This is a genomic window from Burkholderia sp. EMB26, from assembly GCF_024730645.1.
Taxonomy (GTDB): Bacteria; Pseudomonadota; Gammaproteobacteria; order Burkholderiales; family Burkholderiaceae; genus Burkholderia; species Burkholderia cenocepacia.
The window spans coordinates 981,208-993,965 of record NZ_CP078071.1 but is presented as its reverse complement, the minus strand read 5'-3'; the positions used below and the strand labels follow the sequence as shown (position 1 = coordinate 993,965).

The following is a 12,758-nucleotide window of genomic DNA, read 5'->3' as shown; positions in this document are numbered from 1 at the left end:
ACGGTAGAAGTCACGACGTAGCGGTGGCGGCTAGTTGCCGCGGTCTTCCGGCGTTGCTTCTTCCTCGACGCACCACGCGAAGAGCCCGGCCCGGTTCGCGACGCCGAGTTTCGCGAGCGCACGGCCGAGATAGGTGCGTACGCTGCTCGGCTTGAGCGCGAGCGTGTCGGCGATCCGCGGAACAGGCTGGCCCTGCAGTACCGCGCGGCACACGAGCCGTTCGCGCTGCGACAGCGTCGCGCCGCTGCGCGCCAGGCGCTGTTCGAAGCGCTGCAGCAGCGCGCCGTCGTCCGAGCGCGGTGTCAGGCGGGCGAGCCGCGCATGCTGGATCAGCAGCGGCAGCACGAAATCGCCGAGCTGACGCAGCAGTGCCAGTTCGGCCAGCGTATAGGACGGCTGGCCGCGTCGGCGGAACAGCGAGAACGCATAGACGTAGTCGCGTTCGCTGCCGAGCAGCGTGCAGTCTTCGCCGAGCTCGCCGAGCGCGAACTGGCGGCCGTACTCGGTCGCCGTGTCGATTTCCTCGTTGCACGAGAACACGAGCTGCGAATCGGTCGCGCGCTCGATGTGCGGAAGCAGCGTGTCGGAGCGCCAGTCGCCCTGTGTATACAGATCGAGCGCGTGGCGCGTGCCGTCCGGATCGTCGCCGCCGGCGAAGAACAGCACGTCGACGCTGTCGACCGAGTGCGACGGCGCGTCGCGACGGTAACGCGTCGCGACGCTGTAATGGGACTGCGGGTCGACGGTTTCGCGCAGCCACGCCCAGAGCCGGGCGGGAAACTGCGGACTGCCGAGGCTGGCGACCAGGTCGCCGGCGTTGCTCAGGGAAATATGGGCGGGGCTCATCGTTGACACCGTCTTCGCGAACGGCCGCGCGTGCAGGCCGTGCGTCGCGTGCGGCGGCGCGGTGGCCGGCATTGCGATCATGCGAGACGGAGGCCGGCGCGGCGGCGAAGCACGATTGTAGGGGAGTTCGCCGCCGCGGGGCATCCGCGCTTGCCCGGCGGCCGGCCGACGCTCCGGTGAGCGCGATGCGGTGCCGGTCGCGGCGTGCCGCGCGCCGGCCTCGTGCATCAGGACAATCAGAACATCGTGTTCCGGTTCGCGGACGTTTCGGGTACCGGCTGGATCACGTCCCAGTGTTCGACGATCTTGCCGTCCTTCACGCGGAAGATGTCGACCACCGCTTCGCCGCGATCGCCGGGCCGCTCGGTCGCATGCACGTGCAGGTAGACGAGATCGCCGTCGGCCGCGCTGCGGACGATGCGCGCGCGCGAAGCCGGGTTCTTCTGGAACGCGCCGACGAAGTACGACACGAACGGCTGCTTGCCGTCCGGCACGTGCGGGTTGTGCTGTTTGTAGTCGTCCGCGACGACGGCGGCGGCTTCGACTGCTTCGTGCCGGTTGAAGAAGCGGTCGTAGAACGTCAGCACCAACTGGCGGTTGGCTTCCTCCGCGGCCAGGTCGCGCGTGGCCGGGCCGGCAGCCAGCGCGGCCGCCGATGATGCGGCCAGCAGAACGAATGCGGCAACGGCGCGAGCGGGGGAGCGGAACGATGACATGTAGCGTTTTCCTTGTCTGACGGTTCGTGGAGGGATGCGCGAGCGAGACGGCGGCTTTGCGCGGCGCGCGACGATCGGCGGTCGGTGCGGGCGGGGCGCGACGTGCACGCCGTATCGGCATCAACGGCGCGCCGACGAGACCACGTTGCCGCTGCCGGTATTGCGACGCCGCGGGGCATCGTCATGCTTCGTTGAACTGGCGAATCCGGGCGGCTGTCGGCCGATCGAATGGTACAGTTGCCGCGAACCCGTCACAAGAAGTCATCGCGGTGTGAACAGGTCACGCCGCGGTGACCGCGCATCGCCCTTGAAAGAGAATGCCGTCATGCCGCTTCCGTCTGCCGACGAATCCGTCGAACTCGATCAGCCATGCCCGATCCGCGATGTGCTCGACCGCATCGGCGACCAGTGGAGCCTGCTCGTACTCGAGGCGCTGGCGGGCGGAACGATACGCTTCAACGAACTCGGCCGTACGATCGGCGATGTGTCGAACCAGATGCTGTCGCGCACGCTGAAGCGGCTCGAACACGACGGTTTCGTCAGCCGCACGCTGTTCGCCGAAGTGCCGCCGCGTGTCGAATATGCGTTGACCGACCTCGGGCGTTCGTTCCTGACGCCGATGCAAGCGATGATCCGGTGGGCCGACGAACATCATCGCGCGATCTGCGCGGCGCGCCGTCGGGCGCGCGAGCAGGAAGGCGGCGGGCGTTGAGTGCGCTGCGTGCATCGGTTCGTTGACCGGCGGTGCGCGGCAGGCGAGCTCGACGGGTTGAAGCATGTGCGGATGCATTCGCATCGCCATCGCGTGACTTCGTTATCCGAAGGATGGCGTCGGAATGGATAGCCCGACGATAGGTTGATTTGGCACCCTTGCCGTGGCGACTGATTCCGTGGCGCGAGCGGCGGCGGTTCTCGCGCGCCGTCCGGCCCGGGCGCTTCATCGGCCGGTATCGAGCCGCTGCTTACCGCCACGAACCGTCGACGTAGACCCAGACCGGCCCTTGGCGGCGCCAGTAGCCGGGCACCCAGCGGCGCCCGGGGCGCCGTGCGACCCAGCGACCGGACACCCATATATAGCGACCGCGCTGCCAGCGCCAGTAGCCGTCCGTCCATATATAGCCGTGCGGCCGCGGCGGCGGCGGGCGACGATCGTGGCGTGCCGCCGGCGGTGCGAAGCTCGGCCGATCCGCATACGGCGGCCCGCCCGGTACGCGGTTCGGACCGGAGGGGCGATACACGGGCGGGGCGGGCTGGGCCGAGGCGGCGCGCAGCCAGCCGGTGCCGACGAAGGCGGCAGTCAATCCGATGGCGCGCAGCAACGAGCGTCGATTCATGGCGGTTCCTGTTCGGTATTCGAGGCCGCCTTACATTAGCCTGCCGGCCCACGCGCCGGGTTACGCGGGCGGTTAAGGCTGTTACCGCGTGTCACGGCCGGGGGCGAGCCGCCTGTTTTGCTTTCCGATGGCTGACGGATCTCGCCGTGGCGCAGGCGCCGCTCCCTGTTTAGGGGGCGACGCGGACGTTTTAGATGCGGGATGGCCAATATTTGAGATTGAATCGGGTAAAAATTACCGTTTTCGGGGTGCCGAACCGAATCCGCTTGTTGTTTCTATGCAACCGTCAAGACGATGACATGAAAGAATGATGCGATGAAAGCCTCCAAAAAGCCCTCGTCAAGAAGTCAAAAATAGACGTTAAAACAAATACTTATGACGCGGCCCCACTTTCATTATTTCTAGTTCTGGAAAAGCTTATTTCTTTATTTGCGGATCGCTCCCCTAGGGTACACCCCTAAACTCACGGTTCCCAAACGGGCAACTATCCGGGCGCCGCCAGCAGTACCGATGGCGCTCCCGGGCGGTTGCAGACCGTTTATGAACAAGGTCGCGAGACCTGCCTCTTTTTAGAAGGGAGCTCCACGAATGAACAAGACTCTGATCGTTGCAGCAGCTGCAGCATCGTTCGCTACCGTCGCTCACGCGCAAAGCAGCGTCACGCTGTACGGCGTGCTGGACGCAGGCATCACCTACCAAAGCAACGTCGCCAGCAAGTCGCTGTGGTCGATGGGCTCGGGTATCGACCAGAGCCGTTTCGGCCTGCGTGGTTCGGAAGACCTCGGTGGCGGCCTGAAGGCAATCTTCACGTTGGAAAGCGGCTTCAACATCGGTAACGGCCGTCTGGGCAACAACGGTGGCATGTTCAACCGTCAAGCATTCGTCGGCCTGTCGAGCCAGTACGGCACGGTCACGCTGGGTAAGCAATACGACGCAACGCAAGACTACCTGGCGCCGCTGACGGCAACGGGTTCGTGGGGCGGCACGTACTTCGCTCACCCGCTGAACAACGACCGCCTGAGCACGAACGGTGATGTCGCGCTGAACAACTCGATCAAGTACACGAGCGCTAACTACGCTGGCCTGCAATTCGGCGGCACGTACTCGTTCTCGAACAACCAGAACTTCGGCAACAACCGTGCATACAGCGGCGGCCTGTCGTACCAGTTCCAAGGCCTGAAGCTGGGTGCAGCATACTCGCAAGCAAACCTGGGTGACGGTACCAACGCCAACGGCGCGACGAACATCGCTGCACAAGGCCGTGTCCGTACGTACGGTGCTGCTGCTGGCTACGCATTCGGCCCGGCACAAGTCGGTGCTGCATGGACGCAATCGCGTATCGACAACCGCGCTGCAGGCGTTCCGTCGCTGCGCGCTGACAACTACGAAGTCAACGCAAAGTACAACCTGACGCCGGCTCTCGGCCTGGGTGCTGCTTACACGTACACGAACGCGAAGGTTGATGGTTCGAGCGCACACTGGAACCAGTTCGGTCTGCAAGCTGACTACGCACTGTCGAAGCGCACGGACGTCTACGCACAAGCTGTGTACCAACGTGCTTCGAAGAACGCTGGCGGCGCGTCGATCTACAACGGCGACCTGTCGACGGCTCCGAGCTCGTCGATCAACCAAACCGCAGCAACGGTTGGTCTGCGTCACCGCTTCTAAGCGTGACGGGCGGGGTAACCCGCTTCGCAGCATCAAAAAAGGCGCCTTCGGGCGCCTTTTTTTCGTCTGTTGAACGCGATGGCGGCAATCCGGATCGTCCGGATGCAAAAAAGCGAGGCCGGTGCCTCGCTTTTTCCGTTTTGCGCCCGTATCGCGCGGCGCTGGTCGACCGGCGGCTCAGCGCGTGTATTCGCCGTTGGCTTCCGGCTGGAACACGATCGCGGCGACCTTCATCAGCTTTTCGGCGCCGCTCGGCTGCATCACCTTGACCATCTGGCCGCGTTGCGTGCCCAGCAGCGCCATGCCGACGGGCGAGAAGACGTTCAGGCGGCCGAGTTCGAGGTTGGCGGCGTCCGGATAAACGATCGTCCAGGTGGCCTGTTCCTGGGTCGCTTCGTCGAGCAGCGTGATCTGCGAGTTCATCGTGACGACGTTTGCCTTGATGGCGTCGGGCTGAACGATGTCGGCGCGTTCGAGCAGCGTGTCGAGCATCGTCTGGAAGCGCGGATTGTGCTCGGCGTGCTTTTCGAGGCGAGCGACGTCGAGTTCGGTCAGCTGGTAAAGGCGTTGTTTCATGGCAGTTCTCCAAATGATCGGCAGGGGCAGGCGTGGCGTGCCTATGAGGATCGCCCGGAGCCTGTCTAACCTGGCTCCGGGTGGAGACCGAGCGGTCAGATCAGGCGCCGGGCAGGGGCGAGCGGCGCCTGGGCCGTGCGTCGAGCGAGGGGGTGTGCCGGCTGGCCGGCACGCGCGCGCACGCCGGCCGGGCCGGACGGCGAAACCGAAAGGGGCGTGAGCGCGTACATGGTGGATGGAATATCGACTGGCGAATAACCTTACGATTCTACAACACAACCCTTCCGGACAGGTGATCCGGCTGTTGGCCTTTCGTCAGCGATTGTTGTGTAGATGAAGCAAGTTGCAACGACCGTGTCTGGAACAGTGTGCGATTTTTTCCAAAAATGCAACGCTGTATATTCAAACTAAGGGTTTCCCCTTGGAATGGCGCGCACTACACTGAATTCAATCGCTTCAGACAGTCCTGCCGAGGCGACGTCAAAAGAGAACATATTCCGGAGGTAAATCATGAAGTCGATCATCTACGCAGCCATCGCCGCATCCGTCCTTGCCGCTCCGATTGCATCGTTCGCGCAGTCCGAGCAGGGGTTGACCCGCGCTCAGGTCAAGGCCGAACTCGTGCAACTCGAGCAGAACGGCTACAAGCCGCTGGCGAGCGATTCGCAATATCCGAGCAACATTCAGGCCGCCGAGCAGCGTATCCAGCCGAACCAGCCGATGCTCGCGCAAGCCGACACGAGCGGTTACGGTGCCGTGGCCACGGGGGCCGCGCAAGCCGGCCGTCGCGTGACGCGGGAAGCGCCGAATCCGGTGAACTCGGTCTACTTCGGTAACTGATTGAACGTCCCCGGTCCTGCCCGAGCGCACCGCTGAATTGACGAGACGCGCGCCTGTTGCGCGCGTCGTTCGCCCGCGGGAGCAGAACCTCCGTCGCCGCATGCCGGCGGCTTTCCGCCCAGACGCTGACGCGTTTGGGCCTTTTTTGCTGGGCCGGATCAGGCGGACGTGACGGTGGGCGTGCCGTGGATATAGTGTTCGAGCTGGCTGATCGTGAACTGCTGATCGGCGATCACGCTCTTCACGAGGTCGCCGATCGAGATGAGACCGACCAGCTTGCCGCCGTCGAGCACGGGCAGGTGGCGCATCCGGTGCTCGGTCATCAGCGCCATGCACTCGTCGGTGGATTGTGACGGTTCGACGTAGCGCACCTTTGCCGTCATGATTTCCTCGACGCGGGTGGCTTTCGACGAGCGGTCCTGCAGGACGACCTTGCGCGCGTAGTCGCGCTCGGTGACGATGCCCGCGATGTCGTCGCCGTCGACGACCAGCAGCGCGCCAATGCCCTTTTCGGCCATCAGCTTGATGGCGTCGTAGACGAAGTCGCTCTTCGTGACGGTGTAGATGGTGCGGCCCGAATCCGGCTTGGCCTTGAGAATTTGCGCGACAGTCGTGCTCATTCGCTTTCTCCGTGTGCAGGTCGATGCAGGGCAGGCGGGGCGTGATGCGCGTCACCCGGTGAGCCCAGTATAGCCGGGCGGGCGGCGGCAGTCGCGTGACGTTTCCAGATTAGCGGTAAACTCCCGTCACGCACCATCCACACAACTCCTACATTCCTGAACGTTTCGATTGAATTCATGATGTCTTCGCGTCCCCAATCGCCCACGCCGGGCAATGGCCAGGCCGACGAGTGCGTGACGCTCGTCGCCACGGCGTCGCTGCCTACGCGCTACGGTACGTTCACGTCATACGCGTTTCGCGTATCGGGCAGCGATGCCGAACATCTCGCGCTCGTGATGGGCGACGTGACGGGCGAGCAGTCCGTGCTGACCCGGCTGCATTCCGAATGCCTGACCGGTGACGTGTTTGGCTCGTACCGCTGCGACTGCGGCGAGCAACTCGATCTCGCATTGCGTTACATCGCGGCCGAAGACCGCGGCGTGCTGCTGTATCTGCGCGGCCATGAAGGCCGCGGCATCGGTCTGAGCAACAAGATCCGCGCGTATGCGTTGCAGGAGCAGGGGCGCGACACCGTCGAGGCGAACCTCGATCTCGGCCTGCCCGACGACGCCCGCGAGTACGACTCGGCCGCTGCGATCCTGCGCATCCTCGGCGTGACGTCGGTGCGGCTGATGAGCAACAATCCGAAGAAATTCGATACGCTCGTGAAGCATGGCATTCCCGTCTGCGAGCGCGTGGCGCTTGCGGTGCCCGTGCGCGAGGAAAACGAGCGTTATATCCGCACGAAGCAGACGAAGTTCGGGCATTACTTCGAGGAGAACGAGTAACCCGAGCGGGCGGCGCTAGCGCTCGTTTCTCGTCAGCAATTCTTCCGATCGTCGCTGGTACTAGCGACGATCGCGACTTCCTTCCCCTCATGCGTTCAGTGCCGCGCTTGTGGCGTCATCTGCATTGAGTCCACAGTCGTCCTTCCGTACCCCCGTAACGATCACGCCATCGAATCGATATCGAACGTCTGACGCTGCATCGTTGGCGACCGGCGAGTGCGGATGTGCTACTACCGGCGGCAACCACCCCGCCGTGTAACGGCTCACGCACGTCAGCCCATCAGCGCCACGTACCGTTCTGCAACACGATCCGGTAACCGTCTGCATCCTCGAAGGTCTGGCCGGAAATTTCCCAGTGCGGATTGAGCGACGTCACGGGCATGAAGCCGTGTGCGGTCGCGCGCTCACAGGCGGCTTCCCATTCCGGCCGATCGGGCAGGTAGAACACGATCAAATCCTCGGGCGTCGGCGATGGTGCGATCGGATGGTCGGGGCAGTGTGTGAACTCGAAGTGATAGTCGAGGCCTTCGCGGCCGAGCATTACGCCGGAAAAGCCGTCGTGATCGTCGAAGCGCGCCAGTACCGACAGATCGAGGCCGTCGCGATACATGCGTTCGGTGCGGGCGAGGTTGTTGACCGGGCGGGCAATGCGCAGATGGGCGTGCAAGATGACCTCGACGGGAAGTGGCTGGCCGGTCAATGATAAGCCGGCCGATCGCGATTGGGCGAGGCGAGCGGATCGTGTTTCGGGCGATACAGGCTGTATCGAACGATATCGATTCGGCCCGGCCAAACGAATCGAATTGTGCTGAGCCTCGTCTCGCGAAAGAAAACATGACGCATTTCGATCGAGTGTGCGCACTCCGCATCGCAGCGGCTACCCATCAACAAGACCTTCGCATTCATGCGATCGGCGGCGCTTGCCGCACGACGTGCGCGCACGCGCATGCCGGTAGGGAACTGACGAATGGGTAAGCCCGATCTGCGCCGGCCGGTTGCCGGACCTTACCGCCAGTCGCGATGGGCAGCCGGGCTGGAGGCCGCGTTCGGATGGGTGGCAAAGGGGACGTTGGTGCTGGCCGGCCTGGCGATGGTCGCGTTGGCGGCGCTGACGGGCGAAGTCGGTGCCCTGACGGACCTGCCGACGACCAGAAAGGGCTGGTTGTACCTGCTGCTGATCCTGGTCGTCACGGTCGCGCTGATATTTGCGGTGCGTTACTACTGGCTACGCCCGGCCACCTTGGGTCCGGCGGGCTAGTCGCGCGCAGGAGGTGATGTGGCCCCGCAAACTGTTCAGGCAATAAAAAAGCCCGCTGCTGGAGCGGGCTGAATCCATGTTTGGAGACATGGAGGAGACAGACGTAAATTTAAGGGAAAACCCGGACGTTTGCAAGCGCTCGTTGTATCGGCACAACTTGCCGCCGCGCAACCCGCCTGGTGGCGGCCCGCGGCACGGCCGCACTCACATGCCGCCGGCCCGCGCATGCGCGGCAAACGCGCCGAACCGCTCTTGCGCGACGGGCAGCGCGTATTTGCTGCGCATCTCCGTCTCGATCCATGCACATGCCTCGCGCGCGCAGTCGGTCAATGCGTGTCGCGTCGCATGCCCGTCGATGTCGTAGACGAAACGCACGCCGACCTCGTCATCGTCAACCTGTCGTTCGAGCTGATTGAGCTGCAGTTGCGGCCCGTGCTGTTGCGACAACGCGCGCAGTTCATCGAAGTGATATTCGAGCCAGTCCGCGAAGAACAGTGCGTCGCTGTGGCAGGGCAGGCGGAAAGCCGCGCTGCGCGACGGGCGCGCCGCGGTTTCGCCGGCCGCTGCATGCGGTTCGCCGTCGATGGGAGCGGGCAGATCGACCGGCGCGAGCGGGTGCCGAATTCGCCGGTACGGCTCGCGATCGCGCAACGCGTGCCACAGCAATTCGTCACCGGCGGCGCCGGACGGCTGCATCGTCAGGTCGTGGCGGCCGTCGCCGGTCGCGGCGATGTCGCGGATCACGAGGCGCAGCGAGCACAGCGGCTCGTCCGCGACCAGCAGGGTTGCCGGGCGCGGCAGCCCGCACACGAGCGGTGCGGCGCCGGCGGCACGAAACACGAGCCCGCGGCGGTCGAGCCGCACGAGCGGCAACGGCCTGGGAAACGACGGATAGGCGACCGTGACGCGGGCGCCGCTGGCGCTCGTCAACCCGGGCATCATCGCGCGAAAGACCTGAGACTGGTCCACGTTGGTTCTCCTTCGTTACGATGCCGCCCCGGACGGAAACGCGCGTTCCGGCTCAGGCGGCGATAGCTTGCCGGGCGGCCTGCCCCGGCTCGATTCCTAGCGCAGCAAACGTTTGCGGATCGATGTCGATCCAGCACGCGACCACCAGACGCCCATCTACCTGCTTCGGCGGGCCTGCGCGGTGCGCGTGTATGCCGATCCGGCGGAACAGGCGCTCCATGCTCGCGAACGTCACGCCGATCAACTGCCGCGCCCCGAGCTGCGCCGCGCATTCGACGACGGCCGCGAGCATCGGCCGCACGGCCCATTCGGCGTTGCCCGGGCCGCCTTCGTCGTCGGTCGCCGCGAATCGCGACAATTCCCAGACGGCGGCCGATTGCGGCAGCGGCATGTCCTCGGCGACCAAGTCGGCGAACAGCGACTTCAGCAGATACGGGCGCGTCGTCGGCAGCAGGCGCGCACATCCGCACATGTCGCCGTCGGCGTTTCGCGCGAACACGTAGACGGTATCGTCGCGATCGAACTGGTCACGCTCGAAACTTTCGTTCGCCGACGGGAGCGCCCAACCGAGCTGCTCGACGAACACGCGGCGCCGATAGCGCCCGAGATCCGCCGCGAGTTCGTGTGGCAACCGCCCTTCCTCGTGAACGAAGGTCTGCATGGATGTCCTCGGATCTGTGCTTTTGTATGCGTGCATTACAGCGCGCGGCACGAGGAGCCTGTAACTGGTAACTCTTACAGGGTGACGGCGTAAAGACGCCATTCGGGACGTGGTAACGGTTTCTTGATCAACGGGATTGAAAACCGCGCCGCTTTTGCTTATAAAGAGCGCCAGTCTTGCAAAATCGTCAGAGGAATGCGCGGCCGGTTGTCACTGGAGCGTCGGACCGGCATGATAGGCGTCGTTGTGCCCGAGCAGGGCCGACGCGACCGCGGCGGGCCAGTCGAGGGCGGCGAGCCGTGCGGCGAGCGCGGCGGCCGTGCGCAACATGCCGATGTCGGCGCCCTTGGCGTCGATGGCCATCACGTTGCTGCGAACGTCGCCGCCCGCGATCACGAACGTGCCCGTCGCGCGTTCGAGGTACCAGTCCCAGCCGACCGTCACGTAGGCGACGCCGGCACCGGCCGTGCGATGCCATTCGGTATAGCCGGCGAGGCGGGCGTCGATCGCGTTGTCGCGCAGTTCGGCCAGCAGCGACGGATCGAGGCCGCTCGCGACATGGTCGAACACGAGTGCGGCCAGTGCGCCTTCTGACAGGCGTACGTAGCCGTCCGGGGACGGGCCGGGGACAGGGTGCAGCAAGGGTGAAGTCATGCGCGGAATGTATCAGCCTCGAACGGGTACTGAAACCTGACAAGTATGACAGCGTGACGTTGTCGGAGAAAGAATGGAACTGCGCTGGCAGGATGCCTACCAACAATTCAGCGCCGCGGAGGACGAGCAGCAGCTCTTCCAGCGGATCGCCGCCTATTCCAAGCGGCTCGGATTCGAATACTGCTGTTACGGCATTCGCGTACCGCTGCCCGTTTCGAAGCCGGCCGTCGCCATCTTCGATACCTATCCGGACGGCTGGATGGCGCACTACCAGGCGCAGAACTACATCGAGATCGATTCGACGGTTCGTGACGGCGCGCTCAGCACCAACATGATCGTGTGGCCGGACGTCGACCGGATCGACCCGTGCCCGCTGTGGCAGGACGCGCGCGATTTCGGATTGTCGGTGGGCGTCGCGCAGTCGAGCTGGGCGGCGCGCGGCGCGTTCGGGCTGCTGAGTATCGCCCGCCATGCCGACCGGCTGACGCCGGCCGAGATCAACATGCTGACGCTGCAGACCAACTGGCTCGCAAACCTGTCGCATTCGCTGATGAGCCGCTTCATGGTGCCGAAGTTGTCGCCGGCGGCGGGCGTCACGCTGACCGCGCGCGAGCGCGAGGTGCTGTGCTGGACGGCCGAGGGCAAGACCGCGTGCGAAATCGGCCAGATCCTCAGCATCTCGGAGCGGACGGTCAACTTCCACGTGAACAACATCCTCGAGAAGCTCGGCGCGACCAACAAGGTCCAGGCGGTCGTCAAGGCGATCTCGGCCGGGCTCATCGAAGCACCCTGACGCAACGCGACGGCGGCGCCGGATGCGGCGGCCGCCACGCGGCTCACTCCATCATCGGCTCCGCTTCCTTCGCGGTCCAGCTCACGCTGGAAATGCTTTTCTCCATGCTCATCCGGCTCGCGATCTGCTCGAGCTTCTGCTGATCCTTCGGATGCAGCTTCAGCGTCGCGGTCACCTTCAGCCGGTCCGGCTGGTCGGGCACGTCCTCGCTCGTGAGGCTCTGGAACGACAGCGGCTTCGCATACATCGCGTTCGACAGCAGCGTGCGGATGTGCACTTCGTCGGCGGCGAGGCAAATCACGGTGATCTGGTATTCGCGCACGAGGTCGGCGTTGGAGACGGGCGTCGCGTTGATGGCCTGGCTGACGCCGCGCAGCACCGTATTGGTGAGCAGCACGACACCCGTGCCGGCGAGCGCGGGCACGTAGTGACCGGAGCCGGCCAGCACGCCGACGGCGGCCGAGCACCACAGCGTCGCGGCCGTGTTGATGCCCTGGATCGAACCCTTGTCGCGCATGATCACGCCGCCGCCGAGAAAGCCGACGCCCGACACGACGTACGCGGCGATCTGCGTGACGCCTGCGACGCCGTTGCCGGTCAGCACGCCGAGCGTGACGAACAGGCATGCGCCGCTCGCGACGAGCGTGATGGTGCGCAGGCCGGCCGTGCGCTGGCGCATCTGGCGCTCGAGGCCGATGGCGACGCCGCAGGCGAACGCGGTGAAAAGACGGAGTGCGAAATCGAAAGTCATGGTTGTCCTGCCGTGCAAGAAGCGCATGCCGGCGCGCGTCGCCGCGGCGCAAGGCCGAACGCGACGCGGCGATAGCCGTCATCGCGCGGTACTGTACCGCGCGAATGCGTCATTCAGTGTGAAACGGGGTGAGCGTGCGGCTCGCGGAACGCGAGCCGTGGCAGGAGAACTGCGGCGGACAGGCGTTCAGGCGGCAAGCGGCGCACGCAACGGAGTGCTGCAACTGTCCACGATGGTTCCTGAA

Annotated in this window: 16 protein-coding genes; 6 read left to right on the top strand and 10 right to left on the bottom strand. The window is 64.8% G+C overall.

The window, feature by feature from the left end; genetic code table 11:
* Nucleotides 1-30: 30 nt before the first annotated feature.
* Together KU887_RS21310 and KU887_RS21305 are read right to left on the bottom strand one after the other, a co-directional pair.
* Nucleotides 31-927 carry a helix-turn-helix transcriptional regulator gene (locus tag KU887_RS21310; RefSeq protein ID WP_226244745.1) on the bottom strand — a complete coding sequence of 299 codons (897 nt, stop codon included), beginning with the start codon at nt 925-927 and terminating at the stop codon, nt 31-33.
* 155 nt (nt 928-1,082) lie between these two features.
* Nucleotides 1,083-1,562, bottom strand: coding sequence for a nuclear transport factor 2 family protein (locus KU887_RS21305; RefSeq protein WP_006496909.1), 480 nt, complete (start codon nt 1,560-1,562; stop codon nt 1,083-1,085).
* Between the two features lie 325 nt (nt 1,563-1,887).
* Here KU887_RS21305 and KU887_RS21300 point away from each other — a divergent pair, with 325 nt between their 5' ends.
* Nucleotides 1,888-2,274: a helix-turn-helix domain-containing protein gene (locus tag KU887_RS21300; protein WP_006496910.1), complete on the top strand. Its 387-nt coding sequence runs from the start codon at nt 1,888-1,890 to the stop codon at nt 2,272-2,274.
* A 250-nt stretch (nt 2,275-2,524) separates the two neighbouring features.
* Here the strand turns inward: KU887_RS21300 and KU887_RS21295 are convergent, their stop codons facing one another.
* Complete coding sequence (locus KU887_RS21295) at nt 2,525-2,896, bottom strand: YXWGXW repeat-containing protein (RefSeq protein WP_020979551.1); 372 nt, start codon at nt 2,894-2,896, stop codon at nt 2,525-2,527.
* 588 nt (nt 2,897-3,484) lie between these two features.
* Between KU887_RS21295 and KU887_RS21290 the strand changes: the two genes are divergently transcribed.
* Nucleotides 3,485-4,564, top strand: coding sequence for a porin (locus KU887_RS21290; RefSeq protein ID WP_006486033.1), 1,080 nt, complete (start codon nt 3,485-3,487; stop codon nt 4,562-4,564).
* Between the two features lie 177 nt (nt 4,565-4,741).
* Here the strand turns inward: KU887_RS21290 and KU887_RS21285 are convergent, their stop codons facing one another.
* Nucleotides 4,742-5,140, bottom strand: coding sequence for a GreA/GreB family elongation factor (locus tag KU887_RS21285; protein ID WP_006486027.1), 399 nt, complete (start codon nt 5,138-5,140; stop codon nt 4,742-4,744).
* 510 nt (nt 5,141-5,650) lie between these two features.
* Between KU887_RS21285 and KU887_RS21280 the strand changes: the two genes are divergently transcribed.
* Nucleotides 5,651-5,980, top strand: coding sequence for a DUF4148 domain-containing protein (locus tag KU887_RS21280; protein ID WP_006486030.1), 330 nt, complete (start codon nt 5,651-5,653; stop codon nt 5,978-5,980).
* Between the two features lie 158 nt (nt 5,981-6,138).
* On the opposite strand, the gene KU887_RS21275 is transcribed toward KU887_RS21280, so the two are convergent.
* Nucleotides 6,139-6,600, bottom strand: a complete 462-nt coding sequence (locus KU887_RS21275) for a CBS domain-containing protein (RefSeq protein ID WP_006486040.1) — start codon at nt 6,598-6,600, stop codon at nt 6,139-6,141.
* 177 nt (nt 6,601-6,777) lie between these two features.
* Between KU887_RS21275 and ribA the strand changes: the two genes are divergently transcribed.
* Entirely contained in the window at nt 6,778-7,428 is a 651-nt protein-coding gene (ribA, locus tag KU887_RS21270; protein WP_006480964.1) for a GTP cyclohydrolase II, read from the top strand.
* 280 nt (nt 7,429-7,708) lie between these two features.
* Here ribA and KU887_RS21265 read toward each other — a convergent pair whose 3' ends face one another.
* The gene (locus KU887_RS21265) at nt 7,709-8,095 is read right to left on the bottom strand and encodes a VOC family protein (RefSeq protein ID WP_258257869.1); all 387 of its coding nucleotides are present in this window, start codon (nt 8,093-8,095) and stop codon (nt 7,709-7,711) included.
* 300 nt (nt 8,096-8,395) lie between these two features.
* On the opposite strand from KU887_RS21265, the gene KU887_RS21260 reads away from it, so the two are divergent.
* Nucleotides 8,396-8,686, top strand: a complete 291-nt coding sequence (locus KU887_RS21260; protein WP_012493406.1) for a hypothetical protein — start codon at nt 8,396-8,398, stop codon at nt 8,684-8,686.
* A gap of 204 nt (nt 8,687-8,890) precedes the next feature.
* Here KU887_RS21260 and KU887_RS21255 read toward each other — a convergent pair whose 3' ends face one another.
* The 3 genes from KU887_RS21255 to KU887_RS21245 form a co-directional block, all read right to left on the bottom strand.
* Nucleotides 8,891-9,655 carry a hypothetical protein gene (locus KU887_RS21255; protein WP_006496917.1) on the bottom strand — a complete coding sequence of 255 codons (765 nt, stop codon included), beginning with the start codon at nt 9,653-9,655 and terminating at the stop codon, nt 8,891-8,893.
* Between the two features lie 52 nt (nt 9,656-9,707).
* Nucleotides 9,708-10,316, bottom strand: a complete 609-nt coding sequence (locus tag KU887_RS21250) for an acyl-homoserine-lactone synthase (RefSeq protein ID WP_006483943.1) — start codon at nt 10,314-10,316, stop codon at nt 9,708-9,710.
* A gap of 210 nt (nt 10,317-10,526) precedes the next feature.
* On the bottom strand, nt 10,527-10,970 hold the full coding sequence (locus tag KU887_RS21245; RefSeq protein ID WP_258257863.1) for a DUF4902 domain-containing protein: 444 nt from the start codon (nt 10,968-10,970) through the stop codon (nt 10,527-10,529).
* Between the two features lie 73 nt (nt 10,971-11,043).
* Between KU887_RS21245 and KU887_RS21240 the strand changes: the two genes are divergently transcribed.
* Nucleotides 11,044-11,763 (top strand): autoinducer binding domain-containing protein, encoded by a 720-nt coding sequence (locus KU887_RS21240; protein ID WP_006496918.1) that lies wholly within the window; start codon nt 11,044-11,046, stop codon nt 11,761-11,763.
* Nucleotides 11,764-11,806: 43 nt separating this feature from the next.
* On the opposite strand, the gene KU887_RS21235 is transcribed toward KU887_RS21240, so the two are convergent.
* A complete protein-coding gene (locus KU887_RS21235; RefSeq protein WP_006483946.1) occupies nt 11,807-12,514 on the bottom strand; it encodes an MgtC/SapB family protein in 708 nt (235 codons plus the stop codon).
* Nucleotides 12,515-12,758 lie beyond the last annotated feature (244 nt).